The 17837-nt window shown below is 66.7% G+C and carries 22 protein-coding genes; 11 read left to right on the top strand and 11 right to left on the bottom strand.

What is annotated here, in order from left to right; genetic code table 11:
- Positions 1-183 precede the first annotated feature (183 nt).
- Together ACSQ23_RS25330 and ACSQ23_RS25325 are read left to right on the top strand one after the other, a co-directional pair.
- Positions 184-387 carry a 2TM domain-containing protein gene (locus tag ACSQ23_RS25330; protein ID WP_055883732.1) on the top strand — a complete coding sequence of 68 codons (204 nt, stop codon included), beginning with the start codon at positions 184-186 and terminating at the stop codon, positions 385-387.
- A gap of 54 nt (positions 388-441) precedes the next feature.
- Complete coding sequence (locus ACSQ23_RS25325) at positions 442-564, top strand: hypothetical protein (RefSeq protein WP_436092298.1); 123 nt, start codon at positions 442-444, stop codon at positions 562-564.
- Positions 565-569: 5 nt separating this feature from the next.
- Here the strand turns inward: ACSQ23_RS25325 and ACSQ23_RS25320 are convergent, their stop codons facing one another.
- Genes ACSQ23_RS25320 through ACSQ23_RS25310 form a run of 3 tightly spaced genes read right to left on the bottom strand, consistent with a single transcriptional unit; the run spans position 570 to position 1971 of the window.
- Positions 570-1142 (bottom strand): dihydrofolate reductase family protein, encoded by a 573-nt coding sequence (locus tag ACSQ23_RS25320; RefSeq protein ID WP_436092297.1) that lies wholly within the window; start codon positions 1140-1142, stop codon positions 570-572.
- Positions 1142-1657 carry an SRPBCC family protein gene (locus tag ACSQ23_RS25315; RefSeq protein WP_436092296.1) on the bottom strand — a complete coding sequence of 172 codons (516 nt, stop codon included), beginning with the start codon at positions 1655-1657 and terminating at the stop codon, positions 1142-1144. The genes ACSQ23_RS25320 and ACSQ23_RS25315 overlap by 1 nt, the downstream gene beginning before the upstream one ends.
- Positions 1657-1971: an ArsR/SmtB family transcription factor gene (locus ACSQ23_RS25310; protein ID WP_244488510.1), complete on the bottom strand. Its 315-nt coding sequence runs from the start codon at positions 1969-1971 to the stop codon at positions 1657-1659. The genes ACSQ23_RS25315 and ACSQ23_RS25310 overlap by 1 nt, the downstream gene beginning before the upstream one ends.
- A 225-nt stretch (positions 1972-2196) precedes the next feature.
- Between ACSQ23_RS25310 and ACSQ23_RS25305 the strand changes: the two genes are divergently transcribed.
- The 3 genes from ACSQ23_RS25305 to ACSQ23_RS25295 are packed head-to-tail and all read left to right on the top strand — an operon-like array spanning position 2197 to position 5489.
- Positions 2197-3015 carry a chromate resistance protein ChrB domain-containing protein gene (locus tag ACSQ23_RS25305; protein ID WP_436092295.1) on the top strand — a complete coding sequence of 273 codons (819 nt, stop codon included), beginning with the start codon at positions 2197-2199 and terminating at the stop codon, positions 3013-3015.
- Positions 3012-4385, top strand: a complete 1374-nt coding sequence (gene chrA / locus ACSQ23_RS25300; RefSeq protein WP_436092294.1) for a chromate efflux transporter — start codon at positions 3012-3014, stop codon at positions 4383-4385. Before ACSQ23_RS25305 ends, chrA begins: the two co-directional genes overlap by 4 nt.
- 42 nt (positions 4386-4427) lie before the next feature.
- Positions 4428-5489 carry a DMT family transporter gene (locus tag ACSQ23_RS25295; RefSeq protein WP_055883718.1) on the top strand — a complete coding sequence of 354 codons (1062 nt, stop codon included), beginning with the start codon at positions 4428-4430 and terminating at the stop codon, positions 5487-5489.
- A gap of 45 nt (positions 5490-5534) precedes the next feature.
- On the opposite strand, the gene ACSQ23_RS25290 is transcribed toward ACSQ23_RS25295, so the two are convergent.
- From ACSQ23_RS25290 to ACSQ23_RS25265, 6 genes are all read right to left on the bottom strand, one after another.
- Positions 5535-5882, bottom strand: coding sequence for a hypothetical protein (locus tag ACSQ23_RS25290; protein ID WP_055883715.1), 348 nt, complete (start codon positions 5880-5882; stop codon positions 5535-5537).
- 181 nt (positions 5883-6063) lie between these two features.
- The gene (locus ACSQ23_RS25285) at positions 6064-6300 is read right to left on the bottom strand and encodes a hypothetical protein (RefSeq protein WP_055883712.1); all 237 of its coding nucleotides are present in this window, start codon (positions 6298-6300) and stop codon (positions 6064-6066) included.
- Position 6301: 1 nt separating this feature from the next.
- On the bottom strand, positions 6302-7603 hold the full coding sequence (locus ACSQ23_RS25280) for a glycoside hydrolase family 130 protein (RefSeq protein WP_436092293.1): 1302 nt from the start codon (positions 7601-7603) through the stop codon (positions 6302-6304).
- Positions 7554-9926, bottom strand: coding sequence for a glycosyltransferase family 4 protein (locus ACSQ23_RS25275; protein ID WP_436092292.1), 2373 nt, complete (start codon positions 9924-9926; stop codon positions 7554-7556). The genes ACSQ23_RS25280 and ACSQ23_RS25275 overlap by 50 nt, the downstream gene beginning before the upstream one ends.
- Positions 9923-10885, bottom strand: coding sequence for a class I mannose-6-phosphate isomerase (locus tag ACSQ23_RS25270; RefSeq protein WP_436092291.1), 963 nt, complete (start codon positions 10883-10885; stop codon positions 9923-9925). The genes ACSQ23_RS25275 and ACSQ23_RS25270 overlap by 4 nt, the downstream gene beginning before the upstream one ends.
- A gap of 253 nt (positions 10886-11138) precedes the next feature.
- Positions 11139-11474 carry a hypothetical protein gene (locus ACSQ23_RS25265; RefSeq protein ID WP_436092290.1) on the bottom strand — a complete coding sequence of 112 codons (336 nt, stop codon included), beginning with the start codon at positions 11472-11474 and terminating at the stop codon, positions 11139-11141.
- A 427-nt stretch (positions 11475-11901) separates the two neighbouring features.
- Here ACSQ23_RS25265 and ACSQ23_RS25260 point away from each other — a divergent pair, with 427 nt between their 5' ends.
- Genes ACSQ23_RS25260 through ACSQ23_RS25245 form a run of 4 tightly spaced genes read left to right on the top strand, consistent with a single transcriptional unit; the run spans position 11902 to position 13176 of the window.
- A complete protein-coding gene (locus ACSQ23_RS25260; RefSeq protein ID WP_055883708.1) occupies positions 11902-12138 on the top strand; it encodes a hypothetical protein in 237 nt (78 codons plus the stop codon).
- Between the two features lie 59 nt (positions 12139-12197).
- Positions 12198-12581: a response regulator gene (locus tag ACSQ23_RS25255; protein ID WP_436092289.1), complete on the top strand. Its 384-nt coding sequence runs from the start codon at positions 12198-12200 to the stop codon at positions 12579-12581.
- A 49-nt stretch (positions 12582-12630) separates the two neighbouring features.
- A complete protein-coding gene (locus ACSQ23_RS25250) occupies positions 12631-12801 on the top strand; it encodes a hypothetical protein (protein ID WP_156384709.1) in 171 nt (56 codons plus the stop codon).
- A gap of 54 nt (positions 12802-12855) precedes the next feature.
- Positions 12856-13176 (top strand): hypothetical protein, encoded by a 321-nt coding sequence (locus ACSQ23_RS25245; protein WP_436092288.1) that lies wholly within the window; start codon positions 12856-12858, stop codon positions 13174-13176.
- Between the two features lie 4 nt (positions 13177-13180).
- Here the strand turns inward: ACSQ23_RS25245 and ACSQ23_RS25240 are convergent, their stop codons facing one another.
- Complete coding sequence (locus ACSQ23_RS25240; RefSeq protein WP_436092287.1) at positions 13181-15463, bottom strand: autotransporter domain-containing protein; 2283 nt, start codon at positions 15461-15463, stop codon at positions 13181-13183.
- Between the two features lie 138 nt (positions 15464-15601).
- Positions 15602-16705, bottom strand: coding sequence for a helix-turn-helix transcriptional regulator (locus ACSQ23_RS25235; RefSeq protein ID WP_436092286.1), 1104 nt, complete (start codon positions 16703-16705; stop codon positions 15602-15604).
- Positions 16706-16890: 185 nt separating this feature from the next.
- Here ACSQ23_RS25235 and ACSQ23_RS25230 point away from each other — a divergent pair, with 185 nt between their 5' ends.
- Complete coding sequence (locus ACSQ23_RS25230) at positions 16891-17358, top strand: hypothetical protein (RefSeq protein WP_436092285.1); 468 nt, start codon at positions 16891-16893, stop codon at positions 17356-17358.
- Positions 17359-17402: 44 nt separating this feature from the next.
- Complete coding sequence (locus ACSQ23_RS25225; RefSeq protein WP_436092284.1) at positions 17403-17726, top strand: hypothetical protein; 324 nt, start codon at positions 17403-17405, stop codon at positions 17724-17726.
- Positions 17727-17837 lie beyond the last annotated feature (111 nt).

Genomic DNA, 17837 nt, shown 5'->3' with positions numbered 1-17837 from the left:
CCCAGGGCGCCCGCCCCCGGGGTCCCGCGACGAAATCAGTGGCACGGCCGTTCGAGAGCGACAAGCGGGGGCTTACCGCAAGCCAAAGTCAGCAATATCGGCCCGATCGGCGGCAAGCAGCGCAAAGAGCGACGATGCGCGCCGCTCTATCATGGTGGCATCAACTCGAGCCCCGAGGTCGCCATGATGCAGTCGAGCCCAGTGAACCAGAAGCGGGCATTCCAGATCCACGCCTTCGTCTTCGTCGCCACCATGATTTTCCTCGCCGTTCTCAACTACACCCTGGGCGAACCCTACTGGGTGGTCTGGCCGCTTTTCGGCTGGGGCATCGGCCTGATCGCTCATTGGTGGTTCGTCCTCGGGCCGGGCGCTAACCCCAGCAAGTAAGGCAACGTGTTCCCAGCCTCATAAGCCGGCGTCCGCTTGGGGCAGGGAGAGTTCGTGGCAGCGCCGATGGGGCATGCGCTGATGCTCAAGCCGGCGCTCTGGAAACCGCACGTCGACCGATATCTGCATGGGTTGAAGCTCGATGGCACCAACGCGGATAAGCGCTCGCTGAGCTGACGGCCCTAGCGTCTCGGGGCGTAGCGCAGCGCCACTATGCCTGCACCGATCTCGCGGCGGTCGATGGGCGTCAGCTCGACATATCTGGAGAGGCCGGCGAACAGGGTAGGGCCGTGCCCGGCAATGCCGGGCTGCAGCACGAATTCGTACTCGTCGATCAGGCCCAATTCCGCCAGCGCCATCGGCAGCTTCACGCCGCCGGTGAACAGCGCCTTGCCCGGCTGCTGCTTGAGCTTCAGGACGGCCTCGGCCAGGTCGCCGCGCACCAGCTCCGCGTTCCAGTCGACCCGGTCGAGCGTGTTCGAAACGACATGCTTCTGCATCGCGTCGATGGTGCGGGCGAAGGGCTCGGTCCACTCGGGCGGCGTCGAGGTTCGCGTTGCCAGCCGCCACGCGCCCTCCATCATCTGGTAGGTGACGCGCCCAAACAGCAGGGCGTCGGCCCGGGCGATGCTCTGGGTGGCATTGCGGTGGATGGCGCGCAGCGCCTCTTCCTGCAGCGGCCCCTCCGGCGGTATGGCGTTGTGGTCGACGCAGCCATCGAGCGTCACGTTGATGGAGTAGAGGAGGGGTCGCATTAGGGTCGTTGCTCCCTGGTTGTTCGGGCTGCGACTGCCAGCTCGAAACGCTGCAGCTGGCTGGTCAGCCCGATGGTTGCGCCACGGGTCATCTCGGGATCCGGGTGGCGATCGGCGGTGAGGATCATCCGCACCCGCCCGGCCTCGGCGTGGAGCTCGACCAGCATGTCGTAGGGATAGGAGTCGACGCCGGGGACGAAGTCGATGTCGAAGCGGATGCGCAGTCGCCGGTGGCGCACCAGCTCGATGAAGCGACCGCTCACCCACGCCGTCGTCGGCCGCTTGAGGTTGGCGAAGTAAGCGACCTGCTCGGCGCCCACCGCGGTCATCACGTGATCGAATGCCCCACCGACCCAGGGCTCCAGGGTCGATACCTCGAAACGCATGCCTTCAGGCGCGAACCACTCCGCCAGCCCCTCTTTCGTGGTCCACAGCGCCCAGACGTCCTCGATCGAAGCGCTGTAGACCCGCTCGAACCTGAGGCTATCGGCGCCCAACGCGCTGGCGTCCACCATCAGTTCTGCCCCTCAGGTTGCTGCCGTCGCGCCAGGGCGGCGTCGAAGCGATCGAGCCGGCCCTGCCAAAGCTTGCGATAGGTGCCGACCCAGTCGTCGATCGCCCGGAACGGCTCGGGCCTGAGCGAGTAGAGCCGTCTCGCCCCATCAGGCCGCATCGCGACGAAGCCGGCTTCGCCGAGGATCCGCAGGTGCCGCGAAACGCCGGACTGGTCGATGTCCACCGCCCGCACCAGATCGCCCACCGCCTGCTCGCCGCCGGCCAGCGCCTCGACGATACGAAGCCGCGTCGGGTCGGCCAAGGTCTGGAACATGCTTTGTTGCATCATGGTGCATATGTATGATGATGCATATGTGGAGTCAACGGTTCAGCCGATCCGCCGGATCCAGCCTCCCCAACAGCAGCTTGGCGTCAAAACTGACACCTGCGGTTGACATGGCCGCGCTCCCGGTTGCATCTCTAGCCGCATGGGGATCGCGACCTCCCCACGAGGCGTCACGCTGAAGTTCGCGTCCAACGACACTCAAAGGACGCACCCATGCCATCATACGCTTCCATCTCACCGGACAAGCTCGCCCGCCTGCTCGGCACCCCCAAGGCGCCCGTCATTATCGACGTGCGCGAACCGGACGCTTTTGCCGCCGACGCGCGGTTGATCCCCACATCGCTCTGCCTCTCCCACGAGACGGCCGAGACCTGGGCCGCGGCCTATGCCGGACGCACGGTTGCGGTCAGCTGCCAGCGCGGCAAGAAGCTGGCCGAGGGCGCTGCCGCCTGGCTCCGCCATTACGGCGCCGATGCCGAGGTGGTCGAAGGCGGCTTCGAGGGGTGGCGGGACGCCGGGCTGCCACTGGTCCCGGCCAGCGCCATACCGAAGCGGGGGAGCAGCGGCGCCACGGTGTGGGTCACCCGTTCCCGCCCCAAAATCGACCGTATCGCTTGCCCCTGGCTGATCCGGCGCTTCGTCGATCCGGCCGCGGTGTTCCTGTTCGTTGCGCCAGCCGAGGTCGGGGCGGTGGCGGAGCGCTTCGGGGCGACGCCGTTCGATGTCGAGGGGGTGTTCTGGAGCCACCGGGGCGAGCTCTGCACCTTCGACGTCATGATCGAGGCGTTCGGTCTCGTGACCGAACCGCTGGCGACCATGGCGAAGATCGTCCGAGGCGCCGATACCGACCGGCTCGACCTCGCGCCGGAAGCCGCGGGGCTGCTCGCGGTGTCGCTGGGGCTGTCGCGGCTCCATGCCGATGACCTTGCGCAGCTCGAGGCGGGCCTCGGCATCTATGACGCGCTCTACCGCTGGGCCCGCGACGCCACCGACGAGACCCACTCGTGGCCCGGAGGCAAGGGCGCCCGATGAACGTCGCAACCTCGGCCGACCTCGCCCCGCGCGCCCCGACGCTGGGGGAGGCGAGTGTCGTCTGGGCGAAGATCGGGCTCTTAAGCTTCGGCGGCCCGGCCGGGCAGATCGCCCTGATGCACAAGGAACTGGTCGAGGAGCGGCGCTGGATTGCCGAGAGCCGGTTCCTCCACGCCCTCAACTTCTGCATGCTGCTGCCCGGCCCCGAGGCCCAGCAGCTGGCGACCTATATCGGCTGGCTGCTGCACGGGACCAGGGGCGGGATCATTGCCGGGGCGTTGTTCGTCATCCCGGGCTTCGTGGTCATCACCGTCCTTTCGGCCCTCTACGCCCAGTTCCATGAGGCGGGGTGGCTGGCGAGCCTGTTCTTCGGGCTCAAGGCGGCTGTGCTCGCCATCGTCGTGGAGGCGGTCATCCGGGTTGGCCGCCGGGCGCTGAAGAACAGCGTCATGCTCGCCATCGCGGCCGCAGCGTTCGCCGCCCTGTTCGCCTTCGACGTGCCCTTCCCGGTGGTGGTGCTGCTCGCTGCGCTGGTTGGGTTCGTCGGGGTCAGGCTCAACCCGGCGTTGTTCTCGCCAGCGAGGCACAAGATGCTGGCGCCGGACCTTGCCTCAGTCATCGGCGAGGGTTTTGCCAAGGCCAGCCCGCCCTTCACTGCGACGCTGCGGACGCTCGCCATCTGGGTGGGGCTGTGGGTGGCGCCGCTGCTGGTGATCGTGCCGGCTCTCGGCTGGTCCAGCACCTTCGGTACGCTCTGGGTATTCTTCTCGCAGATGGCGATGGTCACGTTCGGCGGCGCCTATGCGGTGCTCGCCTATGTCGCCCAGGAGGCGGTGCAGAATTTCGGCTGGCTGCAACCCGGCGAGATGGTCGACGGCCTGGCGCTCGCCGAAACCACGCCCGGGCCGCTGGTCATGGTGCTGAGCTTTGTGGGGTTCCTCGCCGCTTACCGTGATCCCGCCGGGCTCGACCCGCTGCTGGCCGGGCTGCTCGGCGGCACGCTCACGACGTGGGTCACCTTCGTGCCCTGCTTCCTGTGGATCTTCCTCGGGGCGCCCTATATCGAAAAGCTCAGGTCCAACCGCGAGCTGTCGGGTGCGCTCAGCGCCATCACGGCGGCGGTGGTGGGGGTGATCCTCAACCTCGCCATCTGGTTTGGATTGCACGTGCTGTTCCGGGAAGTGGGCAGCCTCGAGGCCGGGCCCATCCGGGTCGCAATCCCGCATTTGCCGACCGTGAACTGGGCGGCGGCGGCATTGAGCATCGTTGCGGTCGTCTGTCTGTTCCGCCTCAAGCTCGGCATCACCTGGACCCTCGCAGTGTGCGGCGGCCTCGGGCTGCTGGCCATGCTGTTGCCGCTGCAGCAGTGACGGCCGATTGCGGCGCTCCGACCGTGCGGGCATAGTTGGGGCATGTCTCAGCCCGCATCGCATCTCTGGCCCGGCGTCCCCCTGGCGCTTGGCTCGGCAATCCTCTTTGGTGCATCGGCGCCGGTTTCCAAGCTGCTGCTCGGGGCGATGGACCCCTGGTTGCTCGCCGGGGTGCTTTACCTCGGGGCCGGCCTCGGGCTCGGCCTGGTTCATTTCGCGCGGGCGGCAAGCGGATGGGGGCGCAGGGAGGCGCCGCTTCGGCGGGCCGACTTGCCGTGGCTGGTCGCCGTCATCCTGTTCGGCGGTGTGCTGGGGCCGCTGCTGCTGGTGTTCGGGCTGTCGCTTACCTCGGCGGCATCGGGGTCGCTGCTGCTCAACCTCGAGGGTCTGATGACCATGGGGATTGCCTGGCTGGTGTTCCGTGAGAACGTCGACCGGAGGCTGCTGCTTGGCGCTGCGGCAATCCTCGCGGGTGCGGTGGTGCTGTCGTGGCAGGGGCGGGACGCATCCTTCGACATCGGCGGGCTGCTGATCGCCGGGGCCTGCCTCGCCTGGGGTATCGACAATAACCTCACGCGCAAGCTCTCGTCCGCCGACCCCATCCAGATTGCGACCATCAAGGGCCTTGCCGCCGGCGCCACCAACCTGGCCCTGGCGCTGCTGCTGGGCGCTCAGTTGCCTGCTGCGAGCATTCTCGCCGCGGGCGGTCTGGCGGGTTTCCTCGGCATTGGTGTCAGCCTCGTCATGTTCATGCTGGCGCTGCGTCACCTCGGCACTGCGCGGACCGGGGCCTACTTCTCGCTGGCTCCCTTTATCGGGGCGTTGATCTCGCTGATGGTTTTTCAGGAGGCCCTGACGGTGCAGTTCGCAGTCGCCGGGGTGTTGATGGCGGTTGGGCTATGGCTCCACCTGGCGGAGCGGCATGAGCACGAGCATATCCACGAGCTGCTCGAGCATGAGCATGCTCATGTCCATGACGCGCACCATCAGCATGCTCACGATGGTCCGGCGACCGAGCCCCACTCGCACCGGCACCGCCACGGGGAACTGCGGCACGCCCATCCGCACTACCCGGATCTGCACCATCGCCATCGCCACCGATAGCCGCTGCTTGCCCTGCCGGACCCAGGCCCGGCAGGGCAGGGAAGCCTAGAACGCTTCGGCGAGCTTCAGCTGGCAGGCTTGCGCCAGGTCGGTGTTGGGCTTGTCGGCGCCGAGCGGGGTGGCCCAGCCGGCTTTCTCGACGATGCCCTTGCGCGCATAGGTGGTGGCGCCCTTGAGTTCGGTCAGCACTGTTGCGGCGTCGACAGCGCCGGCTCGATCGACACAATAGGGGATGAGAGCAGAGGCGACGGCGGCGTTGGAGGCTTTCTTCGCCATATCCTGGGCCGCTCCGCCGGTGACCCAGCCTCCCCAGCTGAAGCCCACGATGGCAAGGGCGATGGCGCCTGCACCCGCGCCCATCAGGCCGGGTTTCAACCAAGTCGGGATCTGCATTTGAAGTGTCCGATCTATGTCAGACGAGCGCGCGGAATGCGCGCAAGTGGACGAGACTAGCACGGGTGCATGGCCCCGTCCGGGCGAATGCATACGCCGGAGCGTTTTCAGGAAAAGTTGCAGACTTTTCCGGTTCGAAAGCGCGACCAAACTAAGGACATATGCCGACTATGTGCGCCGACTATCGCGGCTCGCTGTCGCGGCGCAGCGCCGCGTCGAGCTCATCGCGCGTCACCGGCACCGCCTCGACGCCTCCCGCCTCGGTGAGGAGGATCGTCATGCTCAGCCGGAAGGCCGGCCAGGACACATCCAGCGCCTCGCGCTCGGTGACGAGATCGAAGGTGCCGGGCTGGTGCGGGCGCTCGAGGCCAGCCAGCAGGAACGGGTGCCGGAAGGTGATCCGTTCGGTCGCGCTCATCTCATTGCGCCTCCATCGCCCCCAGCAGCGCATCGATGCCGATGGTGGCGAAGTTGGAGAAGGTGTCCGACACCGCATAGGGCAGGATGATCCTTGGCCCGTGGCGGATGGCGCCGCAAGTATAGACCACGTTGGGCACATAGCCCTCGCGCTGCTGGGGATCGGGGTGCACCAGCGGCTCGCGCGAGCGGGCGATGACCTTTGACGGGTCATGCTTATCGAGCAGCGCCGCGCCGATGGCATAGCGGCGGACCGGGCCGACGCCATGGGTGAACAGCAGCCAGCCCTGGTCGAGCTCGATGGGCGAGCCGCAATTGCCGATCTGCACGAACTCCCAGGGCCATTCGGGTCTGAGGATGGGTTGGCCGCCGTCCCAGGTGTGGAGGTCGTCGGAATAGATCAGGTAGAGGTTCTCGTTGTCCTGCCGCCCGATCATGGCGTAGCGGCCATTGAGCTTGCGCGGGAACAGCGCCATGCCCTTGTTGCGGGCGGCGCTGCCGCCCAGGGGGCGCATGCGGAAGGTGACGAAGTCGTCGGTCTCAAGCAGTTCGGAGCGGATGGCCCGGCCGTCATAGGCGGTGTAGGTGGCGTAGTAAGTGTGCGTGCCACGATCCTCGAAGCGCACGAAACGGGCGTCCTCGATGCCGTTCGACTGCCAGCCGGTGACCGGAAAGATCACCCGCTCGCTGATATCCTCGTCTGCCTTGAACACCAGTTCGACCGGTGCGTCGCCCGGCCAGGGGACGAGCCCGGTGGCGCGCGGCATGGCGGCGAGCCGCGTGGTCGGATCGATACTGACGCTGCCATCCCTGGCGATGCTGCCGGCCCGAAAAGTCAGCGACGAGACGTGCCCTTCGCCGACGGCGCGGAGGCTCAACACGAAGCGGAGGCCGCCGGGCGGCGCCAGCGACTGGTCCGGATGCACCACGATGCTCGGATTGAACAAAGCCGAGGCCTCGAAGGAGTACTCGTGCACGAAATAAGAGCCGACGAGGCGCCGCTGCGCCACGCTGAACGGCAGGTGCGCGACCAGCGCCTCCTCCATCTCGTCGGCCCGCGCCTCGAAGGTGGCGAGGAGGTTGCGGTGCCGCCCCGAGAAATTCTCGAGCACGGCCGCCAACTGCCGTTCGGTGGTTTCGGCATCAAGCCCGAGCACGCGGTCAACGATGTGGTTGGCCCGCGTCTTGTCGGTCGGCTTCAGATCCTTCGGCTCGGTGGCCGGCCGGAATGGCCGGACGATCACCCGGGCCGGATCAGGGCGCAGGTAGAGTGCCTGACGGTTTAGGAATGTCGCTGGCGACAAGGCGGCCTCGGAACTGCTGATGGGAAAACCTGTGCATGTCTCGGCTGGCGCCCGATAGCGCCAGCGTGTGGGGTTGGGTGGTGCCGGCACGCTCGAAACGCTGCATGTCGGAAAGGCTGAGCAGATAGGAGACGACCGACTCGCCGCCGCGGTTCTCGTTGACCCGATCGGGGTGGAGGCCGTCGCGACAGGCGCCGGTCTCGGCATCGATCAGCGGCAGCCCCAGGTCGTTGCGGCCGAGGAACCAGCCAAAGGCCCGCGACGCTCCCGTCTGCCAGAGCGCGCTGCCGGTGAGCGACCAGGCGGCAAAGCACGCCGCGATGGTCGCCGCCGCTTCCACCGGCTGCTGGTCGAAGGGCTTTGGCGGCAGCCGCACGTCGGTAAACCCCGCCGTGCCGACCGGCCTGAACAGGCCCGAGGGGCTGGTCTGCTGCTGCATCAGCCAGGCGAGCGTGCGCAGCCCCGCCTCAACATAGCCGGTGAGACCGGTGGCGCGCCCGGTGAGGATCAGCGCCTCGCAAAGCCGCGCGTTGTCGTAGGAGAGCCCCTCCTCGAACCACACCCAGCCTGGCGTTTCCACCTGGCGCAGCAATTCGACCAGCCGGGAGGCGAGGCGCAGCCGCAGCTGCGTGGCGAAATCATCGTCGGGGCGGACCTGGCAGTAGCCATTCAGGCCGAGCAAGGTGAAAGCCCAGGTACGCGGCGAGGCAAACCCCTCGACCACCGGCAGCGCCGCGGCGAACAGCTCCGCTGCCCAGCTTCGGCGCGAGGTGCTGACGTCGTCCCGCGCCGCCATGCCCAGCGCCCACAGCGTCCGGCCATGGCTATCCTCCGAGCCCTGTTCCTCGAGCCAGCGCCGGTCGAACGACATGAAGTTGCGGAAGCGCCTGGTGTCGCGATTGAAGGCATATTGCACGAAGGAGGCGTAGGTCGCGGTCATCGTCTCCGGCAGCCGGGCGGACTGGTTGAGGTTGAGCGCGCTCGCCAGCAACAGGCCGCGGGCATTGTCGTCGACGCAATAGCCATGCGCCCGGTCCGGCACCGCGTGGATGGCGTGCTGGTAGAGCCCGGTGTCGTCGGTCATCACCCTGAGGTGCCCGAGTGCCAGCGACGGCAGGCGAGGCCTGTCATCGGCCGGTGTGACGAGGTGCAGCCGCACCGACTGGCGCCGCGGCTGCGGCTCGCGGATCTCCTCAAAGCTCGCCGCATAGCGATCGGCGACCCGCTCCCAGGTCATCGAGCGGCTGGTGGCATAGGCCCGCCGCCGCATCGCCTGCCGTCTCGGCTCGTCGCTCAGCAATGCGCTGATCTCGGCGCCGATGGCGCCCGCATCACCGAACGGCACCAGGCACCCGCGGCCCTTGGCGAGCAGCTCGAGCGCATGCCAATAGGGCGTCGACACCACCGCCCGCCCGAGCCCGAAGCTGTAGGCCAGCGTCCCCGAGGTCATCTGCGCCTCGTTGAGATAGGGCGTGACATAGACGTCGCACATCGAGATGTGGTCGAGCAAAGCCGGCCGGTCGACGAACTGGTTGAGGAACACCACGTGCTCGGCAATCCCGAGACTCGCCGCGCGGGCGACGAGGCTCTCGCGATAGGCCTCACCCTGCTCGCGCACCAGGGTCGGGTGGGTGGCGCCGAGCACCACATAGACGGCGTCGGGCCGCGCCGCGAGCACCGCCGGCATGGCGTCGATCATCACCTCGATCCCCTTGTTGGGGGAGAGCAGGCCAAACGTCAGGATCACCGTCTTGCCGGCAAAGCCGAGCCGCGCCTTGGCAGCGTCCGGCTCGACGAAGGCGACGTCGGGGATGCCGTGCGGGATCACCTCGATCTGCGCTTCCGCCGCGCCGTAGCTGCCGATCAGCAGTTCGCGCCCCTTGTCGGCCATCACCACGACCCGGGCGGAGAGCGCGAGAATCTGCTCGAGTACCCGGCGCTGCGCCGCGCTCGGCTCGGCCAGCACGGTGTGGAGCGTGGTTACCACCGGTACGGTCAGCCGCTCGAGCAGGGTGAGGATGTAGCCCCCGGCCTCGCCACCGAAAATACCGAACTCGTGCTGCAGCGAAACGACATCGAAGCCACCCGCATTGATGAAATCGGCGGCCGCGGCATAATCGGCAAACTCCTCCTGGCGCACCTCGAAGCCGACTTCCGGCGGATAATCGTAGTGTAGCCCCGCATCGGTAATGGCGATGATCGAGGTTTCGATATCAGGGGTTCGGCCCGCCAGCGCCCGTTGCAGATCGGTGGTGAAAGTGGCGATGCCGCAGCGGCGCGGCAGCGAATTGCCGATAAAGGCGACGCGGTGGACCGGCCTCATGAGCGGATCCCCCATGGCCGCGCCGGCGCGCCCGGCTTTTTCATCTGTCGGCCCAGCCCCAGTTCGGGAAAGCGCTCGGCCATCACCTCGATGGGGATGCCGTTGCGGCCGACCAGGAGGTTCGGCAGCGGAGCGTTGGCTGCGTAGGCGATCAACCCCTTGGCGCCGCGTTCCGCAGTGCGCACGGTGGCGCGATGCCCCTCGAGGAACATCGCTTCGCCTGCCGCCACCTGGGTGAGGTCGAAGGCCGCCTCGCCTTCGAGGATCAGCACCCAGGTTTCGCTGCTCGCATCGATCTCCCAATGCGAATTGGGCATCAGCTCGATGGTTTCGAGGACGAAATAGGCGCTTTGCGCCATGACATTGCGGGCCTCCGACAGCCGCACCGGCACGGACTGGGCGATGGCGGGCCCGGCAACTGCCGCTCCCACCGCGCTGTCGAGATGCAGCTCGCGCTGGCGGCCGTGGTCGAACATCCGGAAGGTCGCGTCGCTGCGCTGCTGGATCTCAGCCAGCACCAGCCCGCCGCCAATGGCGTGGATGGTGCCCGCCGGCACCAGCAGCCCCTCTCCAACCTTGACGTCCTGCCAATGGATGAGCTCGACGATCGAGCCGTCCTCAATGGCGGCGCGCAGCTGCGGCCGCGTCAGCTCGCGCCTGAGGCCCAGCGCGACCTTCGCGTCCTTGTCGGCCGCGAGCACGTACCAGGCCTCGGTCTTGCCATGCGGCAGGCCGATGGCGCGGGCGAATGTATTGTCCGGATGCACCTGCACCGAAAGCGGCTCATCGGTGAACAGCAGCTTCAGCAGCAGCTTGGGCTCTGGCGCCAGCTTATCAGCGCGCTGGAACCACAGTTCGCCGATCGCGGCGCCGTCGTGGCCGAATTCGCTCCACGGGCGCAGATCGGTTTTGCCCCAGGGTTTGCGGACCACCCTGACGGATGCAAGTTCCATGGTCATGGTCGTCTCCTGAGCTGAACTGGGTCGTCGTGTCGGGGCTTTGAAACAAGGCCCCCTAAGTCGTCTTCCGGGTTCCTGGCGATCCGCCGGGCGCCGCCCGCTCGAGCAGCCCGCCTCCCGGCGCAGCCTTGGGGACAAGCTTCAGCTGCTTGGGCTTTTTGGCTTCGCGATTGCCGTGTTTCTGGCCTTTTGCCATAGCGGGCTCCTTCTGCACCGGAGTGCGTGGTGAGGTGGATCTGAGGGGTGGTAAGGTTCAGGCGGGCAGCCGGAATGCCAGCTCGGCGCGTTGCCAGAGGCCGGCGAGGCCGTTGCCGCCCCGCCCCGCCGGTCGCGGCGATGCGGCTCGCGGTGCATGGACGCCAAGCGCCCACCGGCTGGCAAAGTAGCCATGGCTCTGGAGCGCTGCCTCGATGATCTCGCGACGGGAGGCAAGCAGCGCGTCGCTGTCCGAAATGGTGGCGAGGTAGCGCCAGGATTTGCCCGTCGGGTGGCGCGGCAGCGCCGCGACGTGATCGGCAGCGACAATCAGGGATGGACCGGACGCCCGTGCTCCACCGCGGTCTCCCGTGGCGTAAATCTCCAGAAGCACTTGAAAATCCTTAGTCTGCCCGACGCCGCATGAAATCATGGGACATCCGTCGATACATCAGCTTGGGCAGCGGAGAGCTCGTCATTCATGCGCCCTTGTCGACGCCATGTCCAATCTATTCCGCAGGACACGTATATGTCATAAAATACTTGTACATCCGAGGATTAGTCGGGAAAATACCTGCCTATGTCGGTTTCTTTATTTTAACCGCATCGCCTTGTTTTTACCGACGTCGGCCGCCATATAGGAGCAACGTTACAGCCATCGTTGGCTCTGATCGTCCGGCTCGCCGGCCATCCTGGTCCCCCTCGTTTGCAACGTTGTCGCTTTGTCGCCTGTCGCGACCAAGCAGCCGGTGCGTGCGCGCCGAGCGCGGTCGCACCGCCATAACCGCCTGCAATGCAGCGTTTCTCGAGGAGGTTTCGCCATGACCACGATGTATTTCGTCCAGGGCTTCAGGGCCAAGGGGCGGAAGCTCGATCCCGATATGCCACAGCCGGCCAGAAGCCCGGAGGCGGCCATTGCCGCTGCCGAGCGCATGGGACCGACCCGCGCCGGCGTCTGGGCCTATTCAGCCAATATCGATCAGGAAACCGACACCTACGACGAGCCGCAGCTGCTGTTCCGCACCGGCACCCTGCCGCCGGGGCTGCTGGGAGACTGAGCGCCCCAATCTTTCGACCGAAGCGTCTTTCGACACTCAGGTCCCGAGGAGGATGAATGATGAGCGACGAGCAGACCAAGCGCATTCTCGTCCTCGAGGACGACCCACAAACCGGGGTGCTGATCGAAACCTGCCTGACCGAGGCCGGCTATGTCGTCCACCTTGCCGAGGCGGTCCCCGGCGCCCTGCACCTGATCGACGACCTCGCCTTCGATGCGGCGGTTCTCGACTATTGCATCGGCACCAATACCGCGCTGCAGGTCGCCCAGTCGCTGCGCGTCCGCCTGATCCCCTTCGTCTTCTGCACGGCGGATGACGACCTGCCGGTGGAGTTCGAGGACGTGCCGGTGCTCGGCAAGCCATTTCTGCCGGAGGACATGGTCGGCGTGGTCCAGAGCGTGTTTGGGCCGCCGCGCCTGTGGCGCCGAGCTGTCGGCCAGTAACCCGGCTCTCGGCCGGCGCCATTCCCTACACCAACCCAAGGAGCTCATGATGAGCGACGACCAGAACGATACCAAACCCAAGCAGCAATATACTGCCGGGTTTCTCGCCAACTCCTTTGGCCTGACGCTCCAGCAGGCGCGGGACATCCTCGACAAGGCCAACGGCCTGCGCGACACCGCCGCCGAGATGGCGCGCGTGCTGCGCTACCGGCAGCCCTGAGCCCGCTCAAGCCCTGCCGGCAGCCGCCGGCTGTCCACCCGATGAGGAGCGCCCGTGCCGGATAAACTGCGCAAGGCCAATGCCCGCGCCGCGGCGACACGATACGCGCCCAAGCCCGACGGCTCCACTCTCACCTATGGCCTGATCGCCGTCTCGCTGCTGGCCCTGGCGCTCGCCCTTTATGGCGGCTTCTACCAGGTCGACATGCTGACCCAACCTGTGCCGCTGGTCCTCGCGGGCTTCGGCGCCTTCTGCCTCGGCATCGCGTTCCGGCTCCGCCTGCAACGCCGCCACACCGCGGCCTACGAAGCCGAGTATGCGCTGCGGCAGCGCGAAGGCGAGGCAGAGGCGACCGAAGAGCGTTCGGCGCCCTGAGCCCTCAAAACGGCTTGCGATATCCCAGTTGCCCGGTGGCGGAGAGGCCGGTCGGGTCGAACGCGACTTCCGAGCGGGCCTCGAGGCTTCCGCCATCGGCCAGCCGATAGGCGAAGTCCACGCCAGCAAAGCTGCCATAGCGCGTGCCGGTATTGCCCGGATCGAAGGCGATGGGCTGCCCCGCCAGTTCCGCCGTGACGCTGCTCTGGCGGTGGGTCAGGTCGAGCCCGGCGCGGAGGGTCGTGGTCGCCACATCGCCCGCCGCGAGGGTCAGCGCCAGTTGCAGCCGCAACTCGGTCTGTTCCACCGTGCGCGCATCGACGACGAGGGTGTCGGCCGCGCCGCTCTCGGCGTAGCCGTCGAGCTCCAGCCGCGTATAGCGGGCCCTGAGGCTGGGGGTCAGCACGCCCAGCGGCGTATCGAGGTTGAACCCCAGCGTCGCCGCCGGGGTGAAGGCGTAGCCCGCCGTCTCGGCGCTCGCCTCGGCGAGGCCTCCGTCAACCAGGTTGTCGGCGACGCTGCGTCGGCTGTCGATGCCGACAATGCCGAGCGCGGCGTAGAAATCGGCAAAGACGCTGCCCCGCGCGAAACCCAGATGCGCCCCGACGATGCCGCCGGTCAGGTTGGTTTCCTGGCTCGCGGCAACCTCGCCGGCAGCCGCTACGCCACCGATGAAGGCGCCGGCGCTGAACCCGTCGCCCGGCTTGAACTCGAGGCCGGCGACCAATCCACCGAGGCCATAGCCATAGCCGGCCAGCTCGTCGCTGCCCGCTTGCCGATCGAACCCGCCAACCCCTGAGAGCCAGGCGGAGACGCCGCATTCGGCCTCGGTCTCTTCCCCGACGCACAGGCCGGAACCTCTTTCAGCGCCCGAGAGGGAGCCGAGGAGGGCGAGGCTCATGTCGTCGGCGAGCGCGAACCCAGCCCGATCGAGCACCGCGATGCTGTTGCCGGTGATCACCGCCGGGTTGCCCCCGACGATCACCGTCCCGGGCATTCCTGCGCCGATAAAGCTCATCCGGGCGTTGAGGCCGGGGCCGAAGCTCACGGTGTTGCCGGTGCCGGTAAAGCGGATGTTCCCATCGATCGCCGTGCCGGCCAGAAGCTCGAGGCGCGCGGCGCCATTTTCGAACTCGATGGCATTCGACTGCGCTGAGGCAATGCGGCCGGAATTGACGATAGTGGCATTGGTGCCTTCGATCAGGATGCCCCTGGCGCCGATGCCGGTCGTCGCGATCGAACCGCGATTGATGATCAGCGCATGATCGGCGAAAGGCGCCGCCTCGATGCCGTTCGCAGCGATGCCAATCTCGGAATCTCCAGTGGTGCGGATCGAGCCGTCGTTTTCCATCACGATGCCGTTGCCCAGCAGCAGCACCCCCGCCGCGCGCAGGCCACTGGTCTTGATCGTACCGGCGTTGAGGAGGTGACCGTTATTGCCGCCCCAATAGATGCCCCTGGCTGACCGGCCGGTCGTCACAACCGTTCCGTAGTTATGGCCATAGACGCCGTCATCGCCCCCGGCATTGTTGAACATCCCCTGGCCGAAATCTCCGGTGGTGGAGACGAGGCCGTAATTTTCGATCCGTCCGCCCAGCCCGACGGCGAGGCCAATCCCGCTGGCTCCCTCGGTCAGCACTGAGCCATAGTTGAGGATGTAGCCATCATTGTTGGCCGAGACCCCGCTACTGGCGGTCGATCGGACGGTTCCGTAGTTGATGACGGTAGTGTGGTGTCCGAACAGCAAGACGGCGATCGAAGACCCGTCGGCACGGACCGTTCCGTTGTTGGTGAGCGTGGCGTCGTCGCCATCGAGGCGGATGCCGAATCCCGCATCGACGTGGACGAGCCCGTCATTGACGATGTCGGCCCATCCACCCGAAGCGTAAATTCCGTTGGCGTTGCTGCCTGAGGTGTCGATGGTGCCGGCATTATGGATGCTGACGTTCTGCCCCGTCGACCGGAGGCCATAGGCGCCGGCGCCAACCGTTTCGATCAGGCCGAAATTGTCGAGCCGCTGCTCGTCGCCGATCATGTTGACGCCCAAGCCGGCCGCCGGTTTCAGCGTCCCGCCGAGCTCGATCAGCCCGATATTGCCGGTCCCGGTCATGGTCCGCGTGGTGACGGCGGTCGAGCCGCTGCTGACGGTGAAGCTCTGGGCCGAGGCCGGCGAGAGCATGGCCCCCAGCAACAGGGCCGAGGGCAGCGCCAGCAAGCAGAGTCGTGCCACACCCACGTTGCCGCGGCGACCGGCAAAAGAGAATCCGGCCAGCATACGCGTGTTCATAGAGCCCCCGTCGTCTCAGGGGACGTTGTCAGACGATTGTTGTGGGATTGTTTGATCGAAGGGGCGAGTGCCCCTGGTGGCTGCATTTCGACAGGCAATCCGCCATCCATCAGGGCAGCACAGGCGTTTGCGCGGGGCCTAGCGACGGACCGGTGGCACGAGCCGTTCGACCAGAGCGACGAGGTCGGCACGGCGCGAGACGCTGGTCTTGGCGAACAGGTGCTCACGATGGGTCCGTGCCGTTGCCGCGCTGACGCCGAGCGCGGCGGCGGCCTCGTTGAGCGTGGCGCCGGCCAGCAGATATTCGAGCTGGCGCGTCTCGGCGGGGGTCAACCCGAAGATGCGGGCGACCGTGCTCAGATCTGCCGGTGACGCCGACCCGCCCGGCACGATGAACACCGCCGCGATGGCCTGCGGCGCAATGCGCATGCGAATGTCGCCGCGGGCCAGCGGCAACACATGGGCGACTGCGGCCGTCATATCGGCCTGCACCAGCGGCACGCCGATTCCCGCGGCGCCGATTGTCGCCTCGTCGGCTTGTGCGAGTGCGATGGCGCGGAGCAACTCCTGGGTCGCCCGTGGATCCCGGGCCGTGAGGCACCCGCCGGCCTGCAGGACCGGCGAGCCGGCATCGAGCATGTGTCGCGCCGCGTCGTTGGCATGCAGGATGCGGCCTGCGTCGGCGACAATCACGACGGAGATGGCCAGGCTGTCGAGCGTGGCGCCGAACGCCTGGCGCTCGAAGCTCTGCATGTCGAGCAGGTCGCTGATGGTGACGGCCCGGCGAATGTGGGGAGCAAGCAGGCGTAGCCTGGCGATGTCCTCATCGGTGACGAGGCCCTGGCTTTCGTGACGCGACAGCCCAAACTCGCCAAGCCGATGCGGCTGACGCAGCACCACCAGATGCAGCGTGTCGACGATGCCCTGCGGCCGGCCCCATTCGGCATAGTAGCGGGTATCGTAAGTTTCCGGCAGATCGCGCCGCGTTGACGCCGGCTCATCGAGGTGGGGATGGCTGGCGAGGAACTTCTTCCAGAGCTCGGTGACCTCGGCCTCATGGTCCTGCTGGCGGGCAAGCCACGCCGGGGCATAGTTCCACTGCTGCGCCAGTCTGAGCTGTGACCCCTGCAGGTCGGCGACGACGATCATGCCGGCAAAGCAATTGGTGACATCGCCCACTGCGTGGATCACTTCCGGCCAGAGGCCGGGGTTGAAGGTGCAATCGTAAATCTGCCCGATCAAGTCCGAGAGGCGTTCGCGCGAAAGCGGCGACGCGCCTCCATTCCCCTGAGACGAACGATGCACCATGGCCAACCTGATGTGACGCGCCCTCAGGCCACAGTATCGGATGAGTATCCGACGCGCCATACGACGCCCGCGTTAGGTTAGGGAGTTTTGGCGCTGATGCCGAACCGGCGAGGGTGAAGATGAGTAACGATGCGATGGCAGCAGACTGGCAGTGCGTCGGGATCGCGCAGGTGGGAGCGGCAGTGATTGTTGCTGGGGGTATTTACTGCTTCGAGTTCAGGAGCAGTAGTGCCAACGTCCGCGCGAAGTTCCTGTTTATTGGCGGCGGGCTGGGTGCGGGAGGCAGCCTGGGTGGCGGCATGTCGCCCAGCCCTCTCGATTTCGCCACCAACACGATCCCCGATATCTGGACCTCGCTCGAGTGTCGGCGACCGTTTTCGGCGAACGAGCTCGACAAGGCATATGCGGCGCTGACGACGCTGGGGGCCGCCTTTGCCCTGGGCTATTCGCTGATGAGCATAACGGGAGGCTGGGTCGATCCGCTGTTCACTGCCCAGAATGTGAGCGGCTGGGGCACCGGCGTCGGCGCGGGCGGCGCGATGATGCCCGGGATCTGGCTCATGCTCGACAGCACCGATTACTATTGATCCCGAAGCGCACCGAACAGGGGCAATCATCGAGGAGGTATGTCGTGCCGGCAGCCATTGTGCTTGATGCTCAGACAAGCTTTGTTACCGATCCTGTCAGTCCCTGCGCCGGTGAGGATTTCACTGTCTCCTGGCAGGAGATCAATGTCGGCGATGAGCCGTCGGGCGAGTACCAGGATACGTTTGACCTCAACGACCAGGGAAGCGGCAGCAGCGATGCGCTCATATGCGACTCGCTGGAGCCGGGCCAGTCGGTGACCCGGTCCCTGACGTTCAATCTGCCGGCGGGAAACTACACCATGACGCTGGTGATCAAGGCCGGGGTGCCGTTGACGCTCGGCAACGTGATCATCGACGAATGCCTCTGACCGGCAGGCAGCAGCCGATGCGATCCGGGCAGCCCGTTGTGACAGGCGTGCGCTGCTGCCGTCGTCATAATGGCTGACTCAACAGATGCGAGGATGTTGCGGGGGCCAGCT

The organism is Devosia sp. LjRoot16, assembly GCF_964252795.1.
GTDB lineage: Bacteria > Pseudomonadota > Alphaproteobacteria > Rhizobiales > Devosiaceae > Devosia_A.
This window is presented reverse-complemented; position numbering and strand designations above follow the sequence as displayed.

Coding starts and splice junctions, on each gene's coding strand:
- ACSQ23_RS25250 (WP_156384709.1), top strand. CDS start 12,631: ATGAGCGACGACCAGAACGATACCAAACCCAAGCAGCAATATACTGCC.
- ACSQ23_RS25275 (WP_436092292.1), bottom strand. CDS start 9,926: ATGAGGCCGGTCCACCGCGTCGCCTTTATCGGCAATTCGCTGCCGCGC.
- ACSQ23_RS25295 (WP_055883718.1), top strand. CDS start 4,428: ATGTCTCAGCCCGCATCGCATCTCTGGCCCGGCGTCCCCCTGGCGCTT.
- ACSQ23_RS25260 (WP_055883708.1), top strand. CDS start 11,902: ATGACCACGATGTATTTCGTCCAGGGCTTCAGGGCCAAGGGGCGGAAG.
- ACSQ23_RS25320 (WP_436092297.1), bottom strand. CDS start 1,142: ATGCGACCCCTCCTCTACTCCATCAACGTGACGCTCGATGGCTGCGTC.
- ACSQ23_RS25230 (WP_436092285.1), top strand. CDS start 16,891: ATGAGTAACGATGCGATGGCAGCAGACTGGCAGTGCGTCGGGATCGCG.
- ACSQ23_RS25255 (WP_436092289.1), top strand. CDS start 12,198: ATGAGCGACGAGCAGACCAAGCGCATTCTCGTCCTCGAGGACGACCCA.
- ACSQ23_RS25285 (WP_055883712.1), bottom strand. CDS start 6,300: ATGAGCGCGACCGAACGGATCACCTTCCGGCACCCGTTCCTGCTGGCT.
- ACSQ23_RS25270 (WP_436092291.1), bottom strand. CDS start 10,885: ATGACCATGGAACTTGCATCCGTCAGGGTGGTCCGCAAACCCTGGGGC.
- ACSQ23_RS25310 (WP_244488510.1), bottom strand. CDS start 1,971: ATGTTCCAGACCTTGGCCGACCCGACGCGGCTTCGTATCGTCGAGGCG.
- ACSQ23_RS25315 (WP_436092296.1), bottom strand. CDS start 1,657: ATGGTGGACGCCAGCGCGTTGGGCGCCGATAGCCTCAGGTTCGAGCGG.
- ACSQ23_RS25240 (WP_436092287.1), bottom strand. CDS start 15,463: ATGAACACGCGTATGCTGGCCGGATTCTCTTTTGCCGGTCGCCGCGGC.
- ACSQ23_RS25330 (WP_055883732.1), top strand. CDS start 184: ATGATGCAGTCGAGCCCAGTGAACCAGAAGCGGGCATTCCAGATCCAC.
- ACSQ23_RS25305 (WP_436092295.1), top strand. CDS start 2,197: ATGCCATCATACGCTTCCATCTCACCGGACAAGCTCGCCCGCCTGCTC.
- ACSQ23_RS25290 (WP_055883715.1), bottom strand. CDS start 5,882: ATGCAGATCCCGACTTGGTTGAAACCCGGCCTGATGGGCGCGGGTGCA.
- chrA (WP_436092294.1), top strand. CDS start 3,012: ATGAACGTCGCAACCTCGGCCGACCTCGCCCCGCGCGCCCCGACGCTG.